Source organism: Streptomyces sp. NPDC101160, from assembly GCF_044768205.1.
In the GTDB taxonomy this organism is placed as follows: Bacteria; Actinomycetota; Actinomycetes; order Streptomycetales; family Streptomycetaceae; genus Streptomyces.
On the sequence record NZ_JBIWPJ010000010.1, the window covers coordinates 155,189 to 175,861 of the forward strand.

Annotated in this window: 18 protein-coding genes; 10 read left to right on the forward strand and 8 right to left on the reverse strand. The window is 71.2% G+C overall.

Features of this window, described 5'->3' with window-relative positions; translation table 11 throughout:
- Window positions 1–67 precede the first annotated feature (67 nt).
- The 3 genes from ACIRSU_RS30550 to ACIRSU_RS30560 all read left to right on the forward strand — a co-directional run bounded on the left by ACIRSU_RS30550 (window position 68) and on the right by ACIRSU_RS30560 (window position 2,069).
- A complete protein-coding gene (locus ACIRSU_RS30550) occupies window positions 68–754 on the forward strand; it encodes a response regulator (RefSeq protein WP_403798924.1) in 687 nt (228 codons plus the stop codon).
- 106 nt (window positions 755–860) lie between these two features.
- Entirely contained in the window at window positions 861–1,259 is a 399-nt protein-coding gene (locus ACIRSU_RS30555; RefSeq protein ID WP_403798926.1) for an OB-fold nucleic acid binding domain-containing protein, read from the forward strand.
- Between the two features lie 3 nt (window positions 1,260–1,262).
- The gene (locus tag ACIRSU_RS30560; protein WP_403798927.1) at window positions 1,263–2,069 is read left to right on the forward strand and encodes a DUF3159 domain-containing protein; all 807 of its coding nucleotides are present in this window, start codon (window positions 1,263–1,265) and stop codon (window positions 2,067–2,069) included.
- A gap of 129 nt (window positions 2,070–2,198) precedes the next feature.
- Here the strand turns inward: ACIRSU_RS30560 and ACIRSU_RS30565 are convergent, their stop codons facing one another.
- Both ACIRSU_RS30565 and ACIRSU_RS30570 read right to left on the reverse strand, forming a co-directional pair.
- On the reverse strand, window positions 2,199–2,873 hold the full coding sequence (locus ACIRSU_RS30565; protein ID WP_403798929.1) for a potassium channel family protein: 675 nt from the start codon (window positions 2,871–2,873) through the stop codon (window positions 2,199–2,201).
- A complete protein-coding gene (locus tag ACIRSU_RS30570) occupies window positions 2,873–3,541 on the reverse strand; it encodes a potassium channel family protein (RefSeq protein ID WP_403798932.1) in 669 nt (222 codons plus the stop codon). The genes ACIRSU_RS30565 and ACIRSU_RS30570 overlap by 1 nt, the downstream gene beginning before the upstream one ends.
- 233 nt (window positions 3,542–3,774) lie before the next feature.
- Here ACIRSU_RS30570 and ACIRSU_RS30575 point away from each other — a divergent pair, with 233 nt between their 5' ends.
- The gene (locus tag ACIRSU_RS30575; protein ID WP_403798934.1) at window positions 3,775–5,826 is read left to right on the forward strand and encodes an APC family permease; all 2,052 of its coding nucleotides are present in this window, start codon (window positions 3,775–3,777) and stop codon (window positions 5,824–5,826) included.
- Between the two features lie 85 nt (window positions 5,827–5,911).
- Window positions 5,912–7,240, forward strand: coding sequence for a class I SAM-dependent RNA methyltransferase (locus ACIRSU_RS30580; RefSeq protein ID WP_403798937.1), 1,329 nt, complete (start codon window positions 5,912–5,914; stop codon window positions 7,238–7,240).
- A gap of 263 nt (window positions 7,241–7,503) precedes the next feature.
- On the opposite strand, the gene ACIRSU_RS30585 is transcribed toward ACIRSU_RS30580, so the two are convergent.
- The 3 genes from ACIRSU_RS30585 to ACIRSU_RS30595 form a co-directional block, all read right to left on the reverse strand.
- Complete coding sequence (locus tag ACIRSU_RS30585) at window positions 7,504–9,513, reverse strand: SpoIIE family protein phosphatase (protein ID WP_403798939.1); 2,010 nt, start codon at window positions 9,511–9,513, stop codon at window positions 7,504–7,506.
- A 686-nt stretch (window positions 9,514–10,199) separates the two neighbouring features.
- Complete coding sequence (locus ACIRSU_RS30590; protein WP_403798942.1) at window positions 10,200–10,598, reverse strand: PIN domain-containing protein; 399 nt, start codon at window positions 10,596–10,598, stop codon at window positions 10,200–10,202.
- A gap of 106 nt (window positions 10,599–10,704) precedes the next feature.
- Window positions 10,705–11,901 (reverse strand): hypothetical protein, encoded by a 1,197-nt coding sequence (locus ACIRSU_RS30595; RefSeq protein ID WP_403798945.1) that lies wholly within the window; start codon window positions 11,899–11,901, stop codon window positions 10,705–10,707.
- Window positions 11,902–12,396: 495 nt separating this feature from the next.
- Here ACIRSU_RS30595 and ACIRSU_RS30600 point away from each other — a divergent pair, with 495 nt between their 5' ends.
- Entirely contained in the window at window positions 12,397–13,770 is a 1,374-nt protein-coding gene (locus ACIRSU_RS30600; protein ID WP_403798948.1) for a cryptochrome/photolyase family protein, read from the forward strand.
- A 498-nt stretch (window positions 13,771–14,268) separates the two neighbouring features.
- On the opposite strand, the gene ACIRSU_RS30605 is transcribed toward ACIRSU_RS30600, so the two are convergent.
- Both ACIRSU_RS30605 and ACIRSU_RS30610 read right to left on the reverse strand, forming a co-directional pair.
- Complete coding sequence (locus ACIRSU_RS30605) at window positions 14,269–14,811, reverse strand: SMI1/KNR4 family protein (RefSeq protein WP_403798951.1); 543 nt, start codon at window positions 14,809–14,811, stop codon at window positions 14,269–14,271.
- Between the two features lie 189 nt (window positions 14,812–15,000).
- A complete protein-coding gene (locus ACIRSU_RS30610; protein ID WP_403798953.1) occupies window positions 15,001–16,062 on the reverse strand; it encodes a MerR family transcriptional regulator in 1,062 nt (353 codons plus the stop codon).
- Between the two features lie 150 nt (window positions 16,063–16,212).
- Between ACIRSU_RS30610 and ACIRSU_RS30615 the strand changes: the two genes are divergently transcribed.
- Complete coding sequence (locus tag ACIRSU_RS30615) at window positions 16,213–17,727, forward strand: SDR family oxidoreductase (protein ID WP_403798955.1); 1,515 nt, start codon at window positions 16,213–16,215, stop codon at window positions 17,725–17,727.
- A 106-nt stretch (window positions 17,728–17,833) separates the two neighbouring features.
- Here ACIRSU_RS30615 and ACIRSU_RS30620 read toward each other — a convergent pair whose 3' ends face one another.
- Complete coding sequence (locus ACIRSU_RS30620; protein WP_403798958.1) at window positions 17,834–18,220, reverse strand: hypothetical protein; 387 nt, start codon at window positions 18,218–18,220, stop codon at window positions 17,834–17,836.
- Window positions 18,221–18,340: 120 nt separating this feature from the next.
- Between ACIRSU_RS30620 and ACIRSU_RS30625 the strand changes: the two genes are divergently transcribed.
- The 3 genes from ACIRSU_RS30625 to ACIRSU_RS30635 are packed head-to-tail and all read left to right on the forward strand — an operon-like array spanning window position 18,341 to window position 20,616.
- Window positions 18,341–18,763: a cell division protein SepF gene (locus tag ACIRSU_RS30625; protein WP_403798961.1), complete on the forward strand. Its 423-nt coding sequence runs from the start codon at window positions 18,341–18,343 to the stop codon at window positions 18,761–18,763.
- Window positions 18,764–18,817: 54 nt separating this feature from the next.
- Window positions 18,818–20,263, forward strand: coding sequence for an AAA family ATPase (locus tag ACIRSU_RS30630; RefSeq protein WP_403798964.1), 1,446 nt, complete (start codon window positions 18,818–18,820; stop codon window positions 20,261–20,263).
- On the forward strand, window positions 20,260–20,616 hold the full coding sequence (locus tag ACIRSU_RS30635) for a nucleotide pyrophosphohydrolase (protein ID WP_403798966.1): 357 nt from the start codon (window positions 20,260–20,262) through the stop codon (window positions 20,614–20,616). Before ACIRSU_RS30630 ends, ACIRSU_RS30635 begins: the two co-directional genes overlap by 4 nt.
- Window positions 20,617–20,673 lie beyond the last annotated feature (57 nt).

A 20,673-nucleotide genomic window follows, 5' to 3' on the forward strand; every position in this document is an offset into this window, starting at 1 on the left:
GCACGGAACCCGCCCGTACGGGATCCCGTCCCACAGAACGCCCCAACGACAAGGAAGGCCCTCCTCCATGACCCGGGTCCTGGTGGTCGACGACGAGCCACAGATCGTCCGCGCCCTGGTGATCAACCTCAAGGCGCGGAAGTACGAGGTCGACGCGGCTCCCGACGGCGCCACCGCCCTCCGGCTCGCCGCCGAGCGCCATCCCGACGTCGTCGTCCTCGACCTCGGGCTGCCCGACATGGACGGCGTCGAGGTGATCAAGGGCCTGCGCGGCTGGACCCGGGTGCCGATCCTGGTGCTCTCCGCCCGGCAGACCTCCGACGAGAAGGTCGAGGCCCTCGACGCCGGCGCCGACGACTACGTCACCAAGCCCTTCGGCATGGACGAGCTGCTCGCCCGGCTGCGCGCCGCGGTCCGCCGCGCCGAGCCGGTCGGCGGCGCCGAGGACGACGTGGTGGTCGTCGAGACCGCCGGCTTCACGGTCGACCTGGCGGCGAAGAAGGTCCACCGCGACGGCAAGGACGTCCGGCTCACCCCCACCGAGTGGCACCTCCTGGAGGTCCTGGTCCGCAACAGCGGCCGACTGGTGAGCCAGAAGCAGCTGCTGCAGGAGGTCTGGGGGCCCTCGTACGGCACCGAGACCAACTACCTGCGCGTGTACATGGCGCAGTTGCGGCGGAAGCTGGAGCGGGACCCCTCGCATCCGCGTCACTTCGTCACCGAACCGGGCATGGGTTACCGCTTCGAACGCTGAGTCCGATACCGGGGTCGGATGGCGGCTTCCGCACCCGGTTCGGTAGCGGCTTCGGTACCGGTCCGGTGCCGGGTTCGGTGTCGGCGAGGGCCGGTACGCTTTCTGTATGAGTGCTGCACCGCGTACAGAGAAGCCGGCCGGACGCTTCCGCCGTATGCTCGACCGCCTTTCCACCTCGCAGGAGGAGCTGGAGTCGGTGGAGCTCCAGGAGGACGCGGCTGCTTCGGGGTGCACGCGTATCTCCGACTGTTCCGACCGCCAGATAGTCAAGGTGACTGGTACGTTGCGCACGGTCACCCTGCGTCCCCGGGCGGGTGTGCCCGCGCTGGAGGCCGAGCTCTTCGACGGCACGGCACCGCTGGACGTCGTCTGGCTGGGCCGCCGGTCCATCGTGGGCATCGAACCGGGCCGCAAGCTGATCGCCTCCGGCCGGATCTCCATGAGCCACGGCCGGCGGGTCCTCTTCAATCCCAAATACGAGCTGCGACCGCTCGGACAGGAGTAGCCGGTGACGTCAGTCGACAAGCCGACCGCCGACCAGTCGACCGCCGACCAGACCTCCGGCCGGCCGGCCTCCGGGCGGCACGCCCGGGTCCAGGACCCGCAGGCCCAGGCCGACAAGGCGGTCACCGAGGCGGCCCTCTTCGAGGCGTTCGGCGGGGTGCGCGGCATGGTGGAGACGGTCCTGCCGGGCCTGCTCTTCGTCACGATCTACACGATCAACAAGAACCTGCACTCCTCGGCGATCGCCGCCCTCGCGGTCTCCCTGGTCCTCGTGCTCGTCCGGCTGGTCCGCCGTGACACCCTGAAGCACGCCTTCAGCGGCGTCTTCGGCGTCGCCTTCGGTGTGGTCTTCGCGATGATGACCGGCAACGCCAAGGACTTCTACCTGCCGGGCATGCTCTACACGCTGGGCATGGCCGTCGCCTACATCGTCACGACCCTCGCCGGCGTGCCCCTGATCGGCCTGATCCTCGGCCCGATCTTCAAGGAGAACCTCTCCTGGCGCACCCGCAACCCAGGTCGCAAGAAGGCGTACGCCAAGGCCAGCTGGGCCTGGGGACTCATCCTGCTCGCGAAGTGCGCGATCCTCTTCCCGCTGTACTGGTGGGCCGACACCACCCAGCTCGGCTGGGTCCTGGTCGCCCTGAAGATCCCGCCGTTCCTGCTCGCGGTCTATCTGACCTGGGTCTTCCTCGCCAAGGCGCCGCCGCCGATCGACGTCTTCGCCGAGATGGAGGCCGAGGAGAAGGCCGAGAAGGCCAAGGCCGAGGAGGAGCGCAAGGCCGCGGCTCAGGGGCGTACGGACGGATAGCTCGCAGACGTACGCACGTACCGGACTCGCAGACGACGCGCAGACGTACGCACGTACCAGAAGGGGCCCGGGACCTGTCACAGGTCCCGGGCCCCTCTCCATGTCCGGATGTCAGGCTGTCCGGCTACGTCACTCGCCGCTCTCCCGGCGCACCGAGAGCAGCTCCTCCAGCTGCTCCTCGCGCGCCTGCGTGGCCACGAACAGCAGCTCGTCGCCCGCCTCCAGGGTCTCCTCCGCGCTCGGCGTGAGGACCCGGGAGCCGCGGATGATGGTGACCAGGGAGGTGTCCTGCGGCCAGGCCACCTCGCCGACCTGCGTGCCCGCGATCGCGGACTCCGGCGGGAGGGTCAGCTCCACCAGGTTGGCGTCGCCGTGGCTGAAGCGCAGCAGCCGGACCAGGTCGCCGACGCTCACCGCCTCCTCCACCAGGGCCGACATCAGGCGCGGCGTCGAGACGGCGACGTCCACGCCCCACGCCTCGTTGAACAGCCACTCGTTCTTCGGGTTGTTGACCCGGGCGACCACGCGCGGCACGCCGTACTCGGTCTTGGCGAGCAGCGAGACGACCAGGTTCACCTTGTCGTCGCCGGTCGCCGCGATGACGACGTTGCAGCGCTGCAGCGCGGCCTCGTCGAGCGAGGTGATCTCGCAGGCGTCGGCGAGCAGCCACTCCGCCTGCGGCACCCGCTCCACCGAGATGGCGGTCGGCGCCTTGTCGATGAGGAGGACCTCGTGCCCGTTCTCCAGGAGCTCGCCCGCGATGGAACGGCCCACCGCGCCCGCGCCGGCAATAGCGACACGCATCAGTGACCGCCCTCCTCGGGACCCTCGGCGAAGGCCGCCTCGACCTTGTCGATCTCGTCCGTCCGCATCATCACGTGCACGAGGTCGCCCTCCTGCAGCACCGTCTGCGACGTCGGCAGAATCGCTTCGCCCAGTCGGGTGAGAAATGCCACCCGCACCCCGGTCTCCTCCTGGAGCCGGCTGATCTTGTGGCCGATCCACGCCGGGGAGGTGTGCACCTCGGCGAGCTGCACACCGCCGCTCGGGTCACGCCACAGCGGCTCCGCACCCGACGGCAGCAGCCGCCGCAGCATCTGGTCGGCGGTCCAGCGGACCGTCGCGACCGTCGGAATGCCCAGGCGCTGGTAGACCTCGGCGCGCCGCGGGTCGTAGATACGGGCGGCCACGTTCTCGATGCCGAACATCTCACGCGCGACCCGCGCGGCGATGATGTTCGAGTTGTCGCCGCTGCTCACCGCGGCGAAGGCACCGGCCTCCTCGATGCCCGCCTCGCGCAGCGTGTCCTGGTCGAAGCCCACGCCCGTGACCCGGCGCCCGCCGAAGCCCGAGCCCAGGCGGCGGAAAGCCGTCGGGTCCTGGTCCACGACCGCGACCGTGTGGCCCTGCTGCTCCAGGGTCTGCGCGAGAGCGGCGCCCACTCGCCCGCAGCCCATGATGACGATGTGCACGTCCCCTTACCCCGCACTCCTGATCGCCCTGTTGACCTGCGAAAACACCCTGATCACAACTTTCCTCGCCCGACTGCCCGGGCTGCGGCGGACAACGCACACGCGTGCTGTCCGGTCCGAGCTTAAGCGGCGACGCCGGACGGGACCTCACCGGCGGTGGTAACCAGGGAGATTCCGTGCGGATCGGGGTGGGGGGTCACACGGCTCATTTCGAACGCTTACGATCCTCTGTTGTGTCCAAACTGACCGACGTGCCCAAACGGATCCTGATCGGGCGGGCCCTGCGCAGCGACAAGCTCGGCGAGACCCTTCTCCCCAAGCGGATCGCCCTTCCCGTCTTCGCCTCCGACCCGCTGTCCTCGGTGGCGTACGCGCCCGGTGAGGTGCTTCTCGTCCTCTCCGTGGCGGGCCTGTCGGCCTACCACTTCAGCCCCTGGATCGCCCTCGCGGTCGTGGTCCTGATGTTCACCGTCGTCGCCTCGTACCGGCAGAACGTGCACGCGTACCCGAGCGGCGGCGGCGACTACGAGGTCGCGACCGTCAACCTCGGGCCGAAGGCCGGACTCACCGTGGCGAGCGCCCTGCTCGTCGACTACGTCCTCACCGTCGCCGTGTCGATCGCCTCCGGCATCGAGAACCTCGGCTCCGCCGTGCCGTTCGTCGTCGAGCACAAGGTGGCCTCGGCCATCGCGGTGATCGTGCTGCTGACCCTGATGAACCTGCGCGGCGTCAAGGAGTCCGGCGGCCTCTTCGCCATCCCGACGTACGTCTTCGTCTTCGGCGTCTTCGTCATGATCGCCTGGGGTGCCTGGCGCGGTCTCGTCCTCGGCGACACCATGACCGCCCCCACCGCCGGATTCGAGATCCACGCCGAGAAGAGCGGGCTGGCCGGCTTCGCGCTGGTCTTCCTGCTGCTGCGCGCCTTCTCCTCCGGCTGTGCCGCCCTCACCGGCGTCGAGGCGATCTCCAACGGCGTGCCCGCCTTCCGCAAGCCCAAGTCGAAGAACGCCGCCACCACGCTCGCGCTCATGGGCGGCCTGGCCGTCACCATGTTCTGCGGCATCATCTTCCTCGCCATGGCGACGGACGTGCGGATGGCCGAGAACCCGGCCACCGACCTCCTCAACCACGGCAAGCCGGTCGGCGAGTCCTACGTCCAGGACCCGGTCATCTCCCAGGTCGCGGCCGCCGTCTTCGGCGACGGAACGTTCTTCTTCGTACTGCTCGCCGCCGCCACCGCGCTCGTCCTCTTCCTGGCCGCCAACACGGCGTACAACGGCTTCCCGCTCCTCGGCTCGATCCTCGCCCAGGACCGCTACCTGCCGCGCCAGCTGCACACCCGCGGCGACCGCCTCGCCTTCTCCAACGGCATCGTGCTGCTCGCCGGCGCCGCCGCCCTCCTCGTCTGGATCTACGGGGCCGACTCGACCCGCCTGATCCAGCTCTACATCGTCGGCGTCTTCGTCTCCTTCACCCTCAGCCAGACCGGCATGGTCCGGCACTGGAACCGCCACCTGCGGACGGAGACCGACCCGGCCAAGCGCCGCCACATGATCCGCTCCCGCGCGATCAACGCCTTCGGTGCCTTCTTCACCGGCCTCGTCCTGGTCGTCGTCCTCGCCACCAAGTTCACCCACGGCGCCTGGGTCGCCCTGCTCGGCATGGTGATCTTCTACGTGACGATGACCGCGATCCGCCGGCACTACGACTCGGTCGCGGCGGAGATCGCCGCCGCCGAGGAGCGCCCCGACGAGTACGTGCGGCCCTCCCAGGTCCACTCCGTCGTCCTGGTCTCCAAGCTCCACAAGCCCACCCTGCGCGCCCTGGCCTACGCCAAGCTGATGCACCCGAGCGGCCTCGAGGCGCTCACCGTGAGCGTGGACCCGGCCGAGACCAAGGCGCTCAAGGAGGAGTGGGAGCGGCGCGGCATCAACGTACCGCTGAAGATCCTCGACTCGCCGTACCGCGAGATCACCCGGCCGGTCATCGAGTACGTCAAGAACCTGCGCCAGGAGAGCCCGCGCGACGCCATCTCCGTCTACATCCCGGAGTACGTGGTCGGCCACTGGTACGAGCACCTGCTGCACAACCAGAGCGCGCTGCGTCTCAAGGGCCGGCTGCTGTTCACGCCGGGCGTGATGGTGACCTCCGTGCCGTACCAGCTCCGGTCCTCCGAGGCCGCCAGGAAGCGGGCGCGCAGGCGCCAGGAGTGGAGCGCGCCGGGTGCGGTGCGCCGCGGCCCGGTGGAGAAGGGTCAGAAGGAATCGGCCGGCAAGAGCAAGTAGACTGGTGGGCTGCTGTCAACGGCAGCCCACCTTTCTTTCGGCCGTTTCTCTCGTCTTCGCCCTCTCGCCTCTGGAGCCCCTGGTCATGCAGAACACGCCTGTCTCGTCGCTGATCGGGGAGGAGTACGAGGTCGAGGTAGGCCCGGTGGCCCACGGCGGCCACTGCATCGCCCGCACCGAGGAGGGCCGGGTGCTCTTCGTCCGGCACGCGCTGCCGGGCGAGCGGGTCCGGGCCCGGGTGACCGAGGGCGAGGAGACCTCGCGCTTCCTGCGCGCCGACGCCGTCGAGATCCTCCAGCCGTCCAAGGACCGGATCGAGGCCCCGTGCCCCTTCTCCGGCCCCGGCAAGTGCGGCGGCTGCGACTGGCAGCACGCCAAGCCGGGCGCCCAGCGCCGCCTCAAGGGCGAGGTCATCGCCGAGCAGCTCAAGCGGCTCGCCGGCCTCACCCCGGAGGAGGCCGGCTGGGACGGCACGGTCGTCCCGGCCGAGGGCGACAAGCTGCCCGCCGGTGAGGTGCCGCAGTGGCGCACCCGCGTCCAGTACGCGGTCGACGCCGAGGGCCACGCGGGCCTGCGCAAGCACCGCTCGCACGAGGTCGAGGTCGTCGACCACTGCATGATCGCGGCCGAGGGCGTCTCGGAGCTCGGCATCGAGAAGCGCACCTGGGAGGGCATGGCCTCCATCGAGGCCATCGCTGCCACCGGCTCGCAGGACCGCCAGGTCATCCTGACCCCGCGCCCGGGTGCCCGGCTGCCCATCGTCGAGCTCGACAAGCCGGTCTCGGTCATGCGCGTCGGCGAGAAGGACGGCGGCGTCCACCGCGTCCACGGCCGCCCCTTCGTCCGCGAGCGCGCCGACGACCGCACCTACCGCGTCGGCAACGGCGGCTTCTGGCAGGTCCACCCGAAGGCCGCCGACACCCTCGTCCGCGCCGTCATGCAGGGCCTCCTCCCGCGCAAGGGCGAGACCGCCCTCGACCTGTACTGCGGCGTCGGCCTCTTCGCCGGCGCCCTCGCCGACCGCCTCGGCGACAACGGCGCCGTCCTCGGCATCGAGTCGGGCAAGCGCGCCGTCGAGGACGCCCGCCACAACCTCGCCGACTTCCCGCGCGTCCGCATCGAGCAGGGCAAGGTCGAATCCGTCCTTCCCCGCACCGGCATCACCGACGTCGACCTCATCGTCCTCGACCCGCCCCGCGCCGGCGCCGGCAAGCAGACCGTCCACCACCTCACCGCCCTCGGCGCCCGCCGCATCGCCTACGTGGCCTGCGACCCGGCGGCGCTGGCGCGGGACCTGGGCTACTTCAGGGAGAGCGGGTACAGGGTGCGGACGCTGAGGGCGTTCGACCTGTTCCCGATGACGCACCACGTGGAGTGCGTGGCGATCCTGGAGCCGGTGAAGAAGGACTCCTGACCTGCTGTTCTGCGGGTGGGCTGGATGCGCGGTGTGGGTGTTACGGGCGATGTCCTGACGCTGAGACGAGGCTCGTGACGCTCATGTGACGCTCTTTTTGATGGCTCGTCAGGTCGATTCTCGCGCGCAGGTGGCGGTGGGTGGAGGGCTGCCTGCACAGGGATCTGCTTTACTCCGGGCGGCGTGTTCAGTGCGTCGAGGCGCTCCGCGGTGGCTGCTGCCCAGCTGATCCCCGCTTCGGCTTCGGTCCTGGTTTTCGGCTCCTACGGTCCGTTCCGTGGACTGACCTGGGCGAGGAGGAGCACGGTGTCGTCGGTCGGGCCGGCCGGCAGCAGGTGCGTGAGGATGCTGTCCGCCGTCTCCTCCAACGTACCGGCAACACTCGCCAGTTCGGTGCGGAGTGCTCCGATGCCCTCGTCGATGTCCTTGCCGCGAGCCTCGATGAGGCCATCGGTGTAGAGGGCCAGGATGTCTCCCTGGTGGAGTTCGATATCGAGCGTGCCGAAGGGGAAGCCGCCGACACCGAGGGGAACACCCGGCACGCTGTCGATGATCCTCACCGTGCCGTTCGGTTCGCGTACGAGGGGTGGGGGGTGGCCGGCGTTCGCGATGTGGGCGCGGCCCGTCGCGGGGTCGTAGTGGATGTAGAGGCAGGTCGCCAGCTCGATGCCCGCTTCCTGTGCGCAGGCGTCGAGTTCCATGAGGAGGTCGTCGGGTTCCAGGTTCTGGCGGGCCAGCGCCTTGGCGGTGATCCGTAGCCTGCCCATCGCTGCGGCCGCCGGTACGCCGTGTCCCATGACGTCGCCGACCACGAGGGCCACCGGGCCGCCGGGCAGGTCGATCACGTCGTACCAGTCGCCCCCGACCTCCGTGAGGTGGCTGCCGGGGAGGTAGCGGTGAGCGATGCGCAGGGACGGGCTGGTCGCCAGGGCGGTGGGGAGCAGCGCGCGCTGGAGGGTGAGTGCGATCTCCTGGACCTGGCTGTAGAGGCGGGCGTTGTCCAGGCACAGGGCGGCGCGCGAGGCGAGTTCGCCGGCCAGGCTGAGGTCCTGCTCGGTGAAGACGGGGCGGGCGGCGGAGCGGCCGAACATGGTGATTCCCTGGACCGTGCCCCGGGCGATGAGGGGAGCGATGAGGAGGCAGGTCAGGCCGCTGTCGATCAGCAACTGGCTGCGGGCCTGGTGGATCACGGTCTGTGTCATGAACTCATCGTTCACGGCGACGCAGACGGGCAGGCCCGTTCTCAGTGTCTCGTGGATGCTCGAGCCCGGTGGGTATGTCACGCGCTCCAGTCCGCCGACGAGTTCGGGTGCCGGAGGCGGCAGGCTGGTGCCGGATGCGATGCGCCGCGTGACCAGGGGCATGTCCGGGTCGAACCCCCCCTCGGGTTCGTCCGTCCACTCCACGACTTCCACGACGGAGGCGTCGGCGAACTCCGGAACGGTCGCTTGCACCAGCTCACGGGCGGTGATGTCCACGTCCAGAGTGGTGCCGATCCGGGCCGCGGCCCGGTCCAGCAGGGCCAGCCGCTGCCGTCCGGCCGTCGCTTCCACGATGGCCTGCTCGCGGTCGGTGACGTCGACGAGGAGACCGCCCAGTCCCGGCCGCGTATCGCCCGCCTGGCTCAACGGGAAGAAGCTCACCGACCGCACCTGGTCCCGGTCGGGACGGCCCGGCGTGCGAAGGACGACCAGCGCGCTCACGACGGGCTGCCCCGTGTCGGCGACGGCGTGCAGCATGCGCTGGTACTCGCCGCCGTCGGACGTGATCATGAAGTCTTCCATGCTGCGCCCGATGTGGTCCTCGATCGGGATGCCGTCCATGTCGGCGAGGGCCTGGTTGAGGTGGACGTAGCGCAGCTCCTCGTCGAGCATGACGAGGCCGATCGGGCACGTCTCGAAGAGCGCGTCGAGGAAGGCGAGGTTGGTCTTCACCCGGTCGAGTTCGTCGCCCCGGCTGGCCAGGCCGACGACGACGGTGCGGCCTTGGTCGCCCGTCACCGGGAAGACCCGGAATCCGCAGTCGAAGACCGTTCCGTCCTGGTGCAGGGCGGGCATTCTTACCCGCCAGTAACCCAGGGTACGACCACGTTCCGCGAGCCGTTCCGCAGCACTGGTCCCGTCCACGGGGGCGGCGGGGAAGAGGGTTGCGGCGGGCTTGGAGAGGACGTCCCCCGCCTCGTATCCGAAGAGTCTCCGTGCGCCGGGTCCCCAGTAGCAGATCCGGTCCTCCTCATCCATCCCGAGCACGGCGATGGCCACGTGCTCCAGCAAGGTTCCCGGCTCCGACCAGAGCGGCCCGGGAGCCTGCACTTCCCCCGTTGGGTTCGATGACACCAGGTGCCCTTTCAGGCGCACACGCGAAAGCCGAGTGCGCCACTCGTCGGCGGACGGGGACCTCACGTCAATTCTGCTCGCCGTCCGGGGTTCGGACATCATGGCGGCAGCCGGCGGGGTGTGCGCTGTGGCCACACGCTCCGCTGAGAAGCGGAGCCGCGAGCCGGGGCCACGCGGAGGCGGCAGCACCGCTGCCCGGGCGGCGCCAGGTTCCCGTCTTTCTGCGGACAGGCAGAGACAAGACCGAGTGCTCAGCACCCATGACCGTTCCAGCGAGCCCCAGGCCGGACACGCTCCGCGTCGACGTAAAGCGCCTTCCGCCTCCTGGGGCGATGCCCCATATGCAGCCATGCCGACTCCCTGCCCCGCCGTGCCGATCCCGGACGCGACCGGCGCAGACGCCTTCATCACGCCGTAGCACCGCACTTGGGCGGGATGCGGACCGAGCCGGCTGGCCCTCGGGAGCGCTCGACCGCGTGGCGCGGTGGCGGCTCTCTGTGTCGGCCGAAGGCTTGGGCGGCGAGGGCATACACCTGTTCGCGCGGACGATGCCCCACCGTCACAGACCCAGGTGGATGCGCCGGGAAACAGACGGCGCAAGGTGCCCGGTCTGGTGTCGCAAGTCAGATCTTCTCTGCGGTCACGTGTGGGTGGTCGGTGGTGAGCATGGTGATGTCCTCGACATCGGATGTCAGGATCGTGACGCGGCCGGGCTGGGCGAGGGCGGTGGCGCAGAGCATGGTGTCGATGGCGTACTTGTGACCGTGCAGCCCGGCCGTGCGCAGCAGGGTGGCGGCGGAGTGGGCGATGGCGTGGGTGACCGGCTCGACCCGCAGCCGGGACAGCGTCCATTTCAGGGCGGCGTCATTGATCCTGGGGTGGATCACCTCGGCGAGCACCGCGGCCGAGGTGACCACCGGAAGGTCGGCGTCACGGGCGGCGGTAAGCCACTCGTGGACTTCGCGGTCGCGCTGGACGGCCTTGGCCATGCCCTCGCTGTCCAAGATGAGGGTGCCACTCACGCAGCCGCCTCGGCTCCGGAGGCTGCGCCGCTGGCGAGCTTGGCCCGCTTGGCGGCGACGGCCTCGGGATGGGCGGCGCCGTGGGAAGCGTCTTCGCCGCGCACTGTCACCCTGTGGGTGCGGCGGTTGACTCCGCGTCGGTCAGGCGGGCCCGCCAGTCACTGACGCAGTCGTCGGGCATGGATGCCAGGCGGGCGATTTCCCCGTCGCTACGCCCGTCGGACCAGGCCAGGACCCTCGCCACGGTGCGGTTACGTGCGGTGCGGAAGTCCTTCAGTATGTTCTCGAGGCGTTTGACCTCCTCGGCTTCGCGGACGAGCTGTTGGTCGACGGCGGAACGTTCCGCGGCGCGCAACCGACGCAGATAGGTGTCCAGGCCCGTCAGCACCAGCCCCTCCCTGTACGCGGCGCTCTGGAATCCTTCGGCCAAGGCCGCCAACGCGCAGTCCGGGACGTCGGCGAGGCTGGCTCCGAGGGGCTTGGCCGCCTCCCAGGCGCCCCGACCCGCCTCTGCCGTCTCCAGCCAGACACGGGCGTCCGTCGGAGTACGGTCGCCGCACGCCCGCGCGCGGTAGGCGTACAGGGCGGCACGGTGGCCGTAGAAGGTGAAACCGTCCTCGATCTGCTGGTCGGCGGCACGGCACATCCGCCCCGGTACACCGCCGTAGCCGCTCTCGGGACGGTAGTCGGCGTAGGCATCGAGTTCCGCATCCGTGGCCAGACCCCAGGAGGGGTCGCACAGGTCGGGGTTCATGTCGAGGAACGCGCCGACCTCGATGCGCCAGGCCGGAGTCGGTGTCGTCCGGGGCCTGGGCCAGAGGACTTCGCCGGAGGGGGTGAGGGTGTGGGCCGCGGTCTGCTCGATGTCGTCCCAGGCGGTGGCGGCCTCGGCCGACCATTCCAGCTCGCCTTCCGGTCCGATCCGGTGGATCGAGTCCACGAGCCGCTGCACGGCCGGCAGTATGCGCAGCGCGAGCGCGTGCAACTCCTCGGAGGTGAAGAAGCGCCAGGAGCAGTCGCGCTGTTCGTCTTGGGTCAGGTGGTCGAGAAGCTGCACCATGACCCCGGGCGCCGGGATGGTCCCGTCGCCGAGCGCCCTGCGGGGGAAGCCGGGGATCTGACCGTCGAGGTCTTCACGCGAGGCCCGCCAGTCGATGTCGCCGAACCAGACTGCGCCGCCGAGTAGGTCCACGGCCAGCCACTGGTGGTAGCCCACTCCCGGGCCGTAGCGCTGCTCCTGCTGCTCGGCGTGCTCGTCGTGCCATACGTACTCGGCCGGAGGCGGGTACAGCTCGACGGCCATGAAACCGTCCTCGGGGCGGTAGCCGGTGAGGATGTGGGCCGTTATCGGCGCGCTGTCGGCTGAGGTCATGAGGGGTTTCCTCTCGCTGGAAACGTCAACCGCCGCAAACCGTAGCGCCGCGATCGAGCAGTAGTTCAATTTTCAGCCATCGTGTTCGATAGTCGGACACGCAGGAATCCTGAGGTGGCGGTGCGGTCTACGCGCGTGCGGCGGCCATCAAGTTGGCTGCATTTCACGTGGCCTTCACCATCCGTCCACCCGCCCCCCGCCCCCGGCGCACGTCGCGAGAGCGCGGCCGGCGCTTGCGCGGCGAGCATCTGCTCCAGGTCCAGGACGGCGCGCGGGGCGTGCCGGGAGTCGATGCGGACGGCGTGGACGAAGCGCGCCACGCCCGTACGCATCCGGCAGGCGCCAATCCGCGGAATCGGGGAGGTAGGAGTGTGAAGGCAGTGCGCCGGCGACGTATGTGCCCGGCGGCCGAGCTAGGAGGGCGCGATGACCGTCTCCGTCGTTCTGTACACGTCTGACCTCAGGGTTCACGACCATCCGCCCCTGAGGGCGGCGAGCGACGGAGCGCGGGATGTGGTGCCGGTGTTCGTCCGCGACCCGGCCGTGGACCGGGCGGGGTTCGCCGTGCCCAATCGGCTGGCCTTTCTCGCGGACTGCCTCGCGGACCTCGACCGCGGGCTGAAGGACCGTGGCGGCCGTCTCGTGGTGCGCGAGGGCGACACGGTGACGGAGGTCAGGGAGCTGGTGCGGCAGGTCGGAGCGGACGAGGTGCACATGGCCGCAGGGGTGACGGGTTTCGCCACGGCGCGGGAGGCACGGTTGCGCAGGGTGCTCGAATCGGACGGGTGCCGGCTGTACGTGCACGACGGCGTGACCTGCGTGGTGCCGCCCGGGGACCTCACGCCGTACGGCTCGGACCACTTCGCCGTCTTCACGCCTTACTACAAGCGCTGGGTCCACGAGCCTCTGCGTGCGCCGCTGGCCGCCCCGAGGGTGGTACGTGTGCCCTCGGACGTGCGGTCGGAGCGGATGCCACGGCGTTCCGGGATTGCGGACGTGTCGCCGGGTCTCGCGGCAGGAGGGGAGAGCGAAGGGCGCCGGCGGCTCGGCTCCTGGCTGTCGGAGGAGGTCGACGCGTACGAGGAGCGCCACGACGACCTGGCGGCGGACCGCACGTCCCGCCTCTCGCCGTACCTCCACTTCGGTGCCGTCTCCGCCGTCGAGGCGGTCCACCGGGCGAGGAAGCGTGGCGGTGCCGGGGCGGAGGCCTTCGTACGACAGTTGTGCTGGCGCGACTTCCACCATCAGGTGCTGGCCGCCCGACCGGACGCGGCAGGCGCGGACTACCGCCCTCGTCACGACCGCTGGAGGCGGGGCGCCGAGGCCGGGGCGGACCTCGCGGCCTGGCGCGAGGGGCGAACCGGCTACCCCGTGGTCGACGCCGCCCTGCGGCAACTCGCCCACGAGGGCTGGATGCACAACCGCGGCCGGCTGATCGCCGCCTCCTTCCTGACCAAGACGCTCTACATCGACTGGCGCGAGGGTGCGCGCCACTTCCTGGGTCTCCTGGTGGACGGCGACGTGGCGAACAATCAGCTCAACTGGCAGTGGGTCGCCGGCACGGGCACGGACTCCAGGCCCCAGCGCGTCCTGAACCCGGTGCGGCAGGGGAAGCGGTACGACCCCGACGGCAGCTACGTCCGGCGCTGGGTCCCCGAACTCGCCGGCCTCGACGGACCGGCCGTCCACGAGCCCTGGCGGCTCACCGGGCTGGACCGGGCAGCCTTCGACTACCCCGACCGGCTGATCGAGCTCTCCGCCGGTCTGGCGCGCTTCCGCCAGGCGCGGGGCGTCGCCTGAGTTCCTTCTCCCGGCCGTGCCCGTGGTTCCGGCCGCTTTCGATGCGCGAACGATGCGAGTTGTCCGACGGGGCTCGTCGGCCGGAACGTGAAGGGGACCCGGGATCGCCGAGGCCAAGGCGGACACCGAGGCCGAACCGCCGTCCCGTGCCCCCATGGCCGTACGGCTCGACGGGCGGCCGACGAGCCTTGGCCGATCGCGTCACCGCCCGGAGGAGGAACCGTCATGACCGCACACCGGACGACCGGCCACCTCACCGCCCCGGCCGCGCCGCACCCCCACGCTCCGCCACGCGCCGAAGGCGCCGACCCCCCCTCCCGCACCACCACGCCGTGCGACGTCCGCGCCGAAGAGCCTTGGCTCATGAAGCGGTTGAGTGTGCCGCCGGTCGCCTCAGCGCTGGCTTTGTCCAAGAGTACGGACAGCGAATGTTCACCACTTCGGGAGGCACTCAGGATTCGAACAGCCCGTGACCTGCGAGGGGTCAGTACGGAGCGTTCAGTCCCACCAGTCATTGCCGGTGTGCCAGCGCTGCACCCACTCCTCAAAGCCCCATGCCTGGTCGCCGGGCGCCGGGACGGCGCCGACGTCGGCGATCATCCACACCTCGCCGCGGCGGGGGCCAGTGGTCAGCAGAAGCCAGAACGACAGTCCGTCCTCGGACCCGAGAACGATGGACTCCTTGTTGAATGCGTCGTCGATCCGCGGGTCCTCGTGGTCGACACTCTCGTCGTCCTCCCAGGGCCAGGCTGCCTCCAGGGGGAACGGTGCGCCTGGCTGCCGCGGGCCGAGGTCGGGCCACGTGTCGGGCAGCCAGCCGAGCGGCTGGAGACCGCCGTCGCCGGCGGGGCCGAGTCCGGACCCGTTGCTGATCTCTGCGATGAACGTCCTGTACGGCTCCGGGAGGGTCACCCCGTTCTCCTGCTCCCAGTCCGCGACGGCTTCGTGTCCGAGCGCCGGCTCGCGCCATTCCGGCGGGAACGCGGAGCGCAGGAAGTCGAGAGTGGCTTCGGTGGGACGCTGATCACGTATGTCTGTCACGGCAGCATGCTGGCAGAAGGGGCTGACACCGCATCGCGGTTGCCTCACCCCGGGACTGTGCTGCCCAGGTCATGAACATCGGACAGAGCCGGAAGCAGGTGCCTCCCGAGGTAGTGAACATTCGCTGTCCGTACTCATGGACAAAGCCACCTCAGCGCGGTCCAGGTCCGCTCGGCGGACGCGGCCCGGTCACGCATACAGGCGCGCGATCGAGTCGAGGGCCTCGCGCAGTCCGGCCGGCCGCAGCATGCCCGGACCGGGCGTCCGGCCCAGCCAGCCGGGACCGGCGAGCAGGACGAGAGGAGAGGTGCGCGCTCCCCTTACCCCGAACGTCGTCGCCGCGATGTGCCGCGCCAGGGAGTGGTTCGCCGTGGACCTCGCCTGCGACCAGAGCGCCACGGCGGCCGGACCGGACCGCCGTACCGCCGCGTCCAGGGCCTCGGCAGGCACCGCCGCGCCGAACATCCTGGTCGGCAGGCCCCGTTCGGCCAGCCCGGCCGCGAGCGCCTCCAGCGGCAGCGAGTGCTGCTCCGCCGGGACGCAGGCCAACACGACCGGAGCGGCGGAGGTGGCCGTCGGCCGGCCGGTGGCGGCCGCCCGCCGCAGCGCGGTGGAGACGTGCCAGGACAGCAGGTGTTCCACCTCGACGTAACGGTCGTCGGAGGACTCCCACTTGCGGCCCACCGCGTGCAGCGTCGGGGCCATCACCTCCTCCCAGGCGGCGACCAGCCCGTACCGGTCCAGGACCGCCTGAAGGAGTTCCTCCAGGGCCGGACCGTCGAGACGCACCGCGGCGCGGGCCAGCCCTCGGCACTCCTGCCGTACGTCGGCGAGTGGCAGTCCGCCGCCCGGCCCCGCGCGGTGGCGCCTCCGCGAAGGTTCGTCGGCCGGAGACACGCGCGACTCCACCGGCTCCGCCCGCCCCTTCGCTTTGGCAGACCGGGCGGCTGGTGCCTCGGCAGACCCGGCGGCTGTCACCGCGACGGCCGTCGCTCCGGCTCGGGCCCGTACGTGCCGGGCGGCGCGTGCCGCCTCCGCGGGCGGGACGCCGGACGCCGTGAGGTGGCACATCTCTGCGAGCATCGCCACGTCCGCGGGGCTCCACCTGCGGTGCCGTCCGTCCGCGCGCACCGCGGGGCCGGTGCCGTACCGCCGGTCCCAGGAGCGCACCGTCGTCGGCGAGACTCCCAGGCGCCGGGCCACCGCACCCGTCGTGATCCCGTGCGTCGTGTCGGACACGCCATTCACCATACGCTGCGGAAACGCTGCGACCGGGCGCTGGAGCGAGTCGCCGTATCCGCATCCGCATCCGCATCCGTATCCGCATCAGAGGGTGCCGTTTCCGGCGAAGAACCCGCAGAAGGCGCGTACGTCTCCGGAATCAGTGAAACGGATCAGCGCATGGCTACTTCCACACCGACCAAGGGCACCCGCTGCCTGGTCACCGGCGCGAGCGGCTACATCGGCGGCCGCCTCGTACCCGAGCTGCTCGACAGCGGATACCGCGTGCGCTGCCTCGCTCGGCATCCGGCCAAGCTCCGCGACTTCCCGTGGACCGCCCGGGCGGAGATCGTGCGCGGTGACGTGACCGACGCCGCGAGCCTCCGCGAGGCCCTCGCCGGAGTCGACGTCGCGTACTACCTGGTCCACTCCATGAACTCGACGGCGGACTTCGAGAACGCCGACCGGCTCGCCGCCCGCACCTTCGCCGCCGAGGCCCGTTCCGCCGGCGTGCGGCGCATCGTCTACCTGGGCGGCCTGACCCCGCGCGGGGTACCCGCGGACCGTCTCTCGCCGCACCTGCGCTCCCGTACCGAAGTGGGCCGCATCCTCCTCGACTCGGGCGTGCCCACCACCGTCCTGCGGGCCGCCGTCGTCATCGGCTCGGGATCGGCCTCGTTCGAGATGCTCCGGTACCTGACCGAGCGGCTGCCCGTCATGGTCACGCCGAGCTGGGTCGGCAGTCAGGTCCAGCCCATCGCCGTCCGCGACGTGCTGAGGTACCTGGTGGCCGGCGCCGCCATGCCCCCGGACGTCAGCCGGACGTTCGACATCGGCGGACCCGACGTGCTCACCTACCGCGACATGATGGTGCGGTACGCGGCGGTCGCCGGGCTCCGCCGGCGTCTCATCGTCCCCGTGCCCGTCCTCACCCCGAGGCTGTCCAGCCAGTGGATCGGCCTGGTCACGCCGGTCCCGGCGGCCCTGGCGCGACCGCTGACGGAATCGCTGCGGCACGAGGTGATCTGCACCGAGAACGACATCGCGCGGTATGCCCCGGACGGCCCCGGGACGCCGATCCCGTTCGAAAGGGCACTCCGGCTCGCCCTCCGCCGGGTACGGGACGCGCAGGTCACCACCCGCTGGTCCTCCGCCTCGCCGCCCGGGGCGCCGAGCGATCCGCTGCCGACCGACCCCGGCTGGGCCGGCGGCAGCCTCTACACCGACGAGCGCACCCGCACCGTCGACGCGAGCCCGGCGTCGCTGTGGCGGGTCATCGAGGGCGTGGGAGGCGAGAACGGCTGGTACTCCTTCCCGCTCGCCTGGGCCGTGCGCGGGTGGGCCGACCGGCTCGTCGGCGGAGTGGGGCTGCGCCGGGGACGCCGGGACGCGCAGCGCCTCCGCGTCGGCGACGCGCTCGACTTCTGGCGCGTGGAGGAGATCGACCGCGGACACCTGCTCCGCCTCCGGGCGGAGATGCGTCTGCCGGGTCTCGCGTGGCTGGAGATGGCCGTCGACCGGGACGCACAGGGCCGCACCACGTACCGGCAGCGGGCGCTCTTCCACCCACGGGGCCTCGCGGGCCAGGCGTACTGGTGGAGCGTGGCGCCTTTCCATGCCGCCGTCTTCGGCGGAATGGCGCGGAACATCGCCCGGACGGCCGAGACGGAGAGCGCCCGACGAGCCGGCCCGTGAGGTGGGCACGCGCCACGGAGGCTCAGGTTGCTTCGGCCACGCGCCACGGAGGCTCAGGTTACTTCGGCCACGCGCCACGGAGGCTCAGTCTTACTTCGGCCACGCGCTAGTCGCGGCCACCGCGCCGCAGCAGCCACCGCCAGCGCCCGCGTTCCGTCACCACCGTCGCCGCGGCCAGTACGGAGACGACGACCGCCGCCCACACCGGCCACGCGGCCCAGGCGGCGGTCACGGCCGCCGCGAGCTGGACGAGCACCAGCAGGATCGTGACCGGGCCCGGGACCGGGACGATCACCTGGGTCTTGTCGCCGGGAGTGGCGAAGACCGTCGGCAGCCCGATGAGCACCACCACGGACAGTGCGGCGAGCGCCCAGGAGTACGAGGCCAGCGCCCACGGAGTCGCCACCCATGCGATCAGCTCCGTGGCGAAGCGCAGCACGGAAGCGACCCGGTCGTCCGGCCGGTCCAACGATCGCCGTGTCTGTCGGTCCATCGTCCGTTGCCCCATCTCCCCGCGGTGCGGTGTCCGTACCGCCCCTCACCGGCGGGAGATCATAGGGCGTCAGCCGTGTCGGTGTTGGGCCGAACGGGTGAGTAACGGGAGGATGGGCGCATGAGTAGGTACGAGAGGTACGACGTCACCGACGAGCAGTGGGAGGGCCTGGCCCAGGTTGTTCCCCTGCGCGGCCGGGACGAATGGCCGTCAAGGGTGGACCACCGCACGATCCCCGACCAGTACGAGGCCGCCGAACAGCGCCGGATGGTCGTGCTCCGCGTCCAGGTCTTCGCCGACGCCCGCGAGGTCGCCGAGTACCTCATCGCCCAGATCCCCGTGCTGCTCGACCTCACGAGCGCCGACACCGAGGTCGCCAAGCGCATCCTCGACTTCAGCAGCGGCGTCGTCTTCGGCCTCGGCAGCGGGATGCACCGCGTCGACCGCAACGTCTTCCTGCTCGCGCCGGCCGGTACGGAGGTCGAGGGCGTCGAGGACGAGAGCGCGGCGGACGTGGGCGAGGGCGCGATCCCCCGTTCGTAGGAAGGTGCTTCAGGCGTAACGGTTCGTCGTGCGGAGGGCTGCGAACCTTCGATCATGACCACCACCGGCGGCAACGCCCCCGACCGCACCCTGACGCCGGGCCTCGTGCCCCAGCAGGGGCACCTCCGCACGTACTCCCGAACGGACCCTCGAACGGGCCCCCGCACAAACCTCCGCGCGGACCCCCGGGCGGATCCGCGAACGGACCCTCGAACGGACTCCCGCGCGGATCCGCGAACGGACCCCCGCGCGTACGACCAGGGGCCGGGCCCGCTGGTCGCCCGGCCCGCCGTCACGGAGGTGCGGCTCTCGGCGTTCGGGGCGCATCGCGGGACCGTGGTGCCGCTCGGGCCCGTGACGCTGCTCCGGGGCCCGAGCGGCAGCGGAAAGTCGACCGTCCTGCGGGCGTACGAGGTGCTCGCGCGGCTCGGCGCGGGGGCGGGCCTCGCCGAGGCCCTGCCGGACGCGGCCGGCCACGTGCCGGACCGGGCACGGCCCGACACCCAGGGGAGGCGGGGCTTCCGGATCGGCTGCACGGTCGACGGCCCGGCCGGTCCGGTCCGTCTCGACGTCGCCGTCCAGGCCGAACCCGACCTCCGGATCGTCGGCGAACGGCTCACCTGGCAGGGCCGCACCCTGCTCACCACCGCCCTGCGCGACCCGGGCCGCGGCACCGTGCAGGCCGAGTGGCACACCGCCGGCAGTACCCCCGTCACCCGCGCCCCGTTCCCCGACGACGTCCTCGGTACGGCCCTGCTCCCGCTGCGCGTCGCCGGCAAGACCCAGGGGCAGCGTGACGTCCTGGCCGCCGCCGAGCAGATGGTCGTGGGGCTGCGCTCGGTCTTCCCGTGCGATCCGGTGCCGCGACGGATGCGGACGCCGGTACCGGTCGGCGAGGGGCGGCTGCGGCGCGACTGCCGCAACCTCGCCGAGGTGCTGCACCGCACGGCGACGGAATGCCCGCGCCGCCACGCCCGGCTCGCGGCGTTCGCCGGCGCGGGCTGCGCCGGGCCGGTGGCGGCCCTGGGTTTACGGGAGTCGATGGACGCCGGCACGGTCGAGGCCGTCCTGGAGCGCACCGGCCGCCCGGCGACCCCGCTCGGCCGGCTCGGCGACGGCGAACTGCGCTATCTCGCCCTCGGGCTCGTCCTGCTCACCGGCCCCGGTGTGCTCGTCGTCGACCCGGTCGCGGAGGTGCCGCAGGCCATGCAGACGCTCACCGTCCTCGCCGACGGACTCGACCACGGACTCGACGCCCGGCAGACGCGCGCCCTGCTCGCGCTCGCCGCCGAGATCTGCGCGAGCGGACACATGCGTCTCGTGGCGACGGTGGGGGAGGGGGTGACGGCCGTGCCGGGTACGACAGGGGCGCCGGGTACGGCAGGGCCGACGGGGGCGGCAGGTGGGGCAGGGGCACCGGGTACGGCAGGTGTGCCGGGCCCGGCAGGGGTGCCGGGGGTGACGGTGGTGGATCTGGCACCTGGTAGATCTGAGGGGTGACAGAACTCGATGTGGCGGCCCTGCAGCGCCGCCTCGCGGAATTCGCCGCGGCCAGGGACTGGCAGCCGTACCACACGCCCAAGAACCTGGCGGCGGCGCTCAGCGTCGAGGCGGCCGAACTCCTGGAGATCTTCCAGTGGTTGACGCCGGAGGAGTCGGACCGCGTGATGGCGGACCCGGACACGGCGCACCGGGTCACGGACGAGGTCGCGGACGTGCTCGCCTATCTGCTGCAGTTCTGCGAGGTGTTGGGGATCGATCCGCTGACGGCGCTGGCGGCGAAGATCGACCGGAACGAGCTCCGCTTCCCGGCGCGGGGGCCTCGGGCACCTGATCGTCACTCTTCGGAGTGATCGAGTTTTCCCCAACGAGCTTCCTGTCCACAGATTTCCGAATTCCTCTGGTGTTTG

What these genes read in the sequence shown, in the direction of transcription:
- ACIRSU_RS30550 (WP_403798924.1), top strand. Translation starts at nt 68, where the DNA reads ATGACCCGGGTCCTGGTGGTCGACGACGAGCCACAGATCGTCCGCGCC.
- ACIRSU_RS30555 (WP_403798926.1), top strand. Translation starts at nt 861, where the DNA reads ATGAGTGCTGCACCGCGTACAGAGAAGCCGGCCGGACGCTTCCGCCGT.
- ACIRSU_RS30565 (WP_403798929.1), bottom strand. Translation starts at nt 2,873, where the DNA reads ATGCGTGTCGCTATTGCCGGCGCGGGCGCGGTGGGCCGTTCCATCGCG.
- ACIRSU_RS30580 (WP_403798937.1), top strand. Translation starts at nt 5,912, where the DNA reads ATGCAGAACACGCCTGTCTCGTCGCTGATCGGGGAGGAGTACGAGGTC.
- ACIRSU_RS30595 (WP_403798945.1), bottom strand. Translation starts at nt 11,901, where the DNA reads ATGGCCGTCGAGCTGTACCCGCCTCCGGCCGAGTACGTATGGCACGAC.
- ACIRSU_RS30600 (WP_403798948.1), top strand. Translation starts at nt 12,397, where the DNA reads ATGACCGTCTCCGTCGTTCTGTACACGTCTGACCTCAGGGTTCACGAC.
- ACIRSU_RS30610 (WP_403798953.1), bottom strand. Translation starts at nt 16,062, where the DNA reads ATGGTGAATGGCGTGTCCGACACGACGCACGGGATCACGACGGGTGCG.
- ACIRSU_RS30615 (WP_403798955.1), top strand. Translation starts at nt 16,213, where the DNA reads ATGGCTACTTCCACACCGACCAAGGGCACCCGCTGCCTGGTCACCGGC.
- ACIRSU_RS30620 (WP_403798958.1), bottom strand. Translation starts at nt 18,220, where the DNA reads ATGGACCGACAGACACGGCGATCGTTGGACCGGCCGGACGACCGGGTC.
- ACIRSU_RS30625 (WP_403798961.1), top strand. Translation starts at nt 18,341, where the DNA reads ATGAGTAGGTACGAGAGGTACGACGTCACCGACGAGCAGTGGGAGGGC.
- ACIRSU_RS30630 (WP_403798964.1), top strand. Translation starts at nt 18,818, where the DNA reads ATGACCACCACCGGCGGCAACGCCCCCGACCGCACCCTGACGCCGGGC.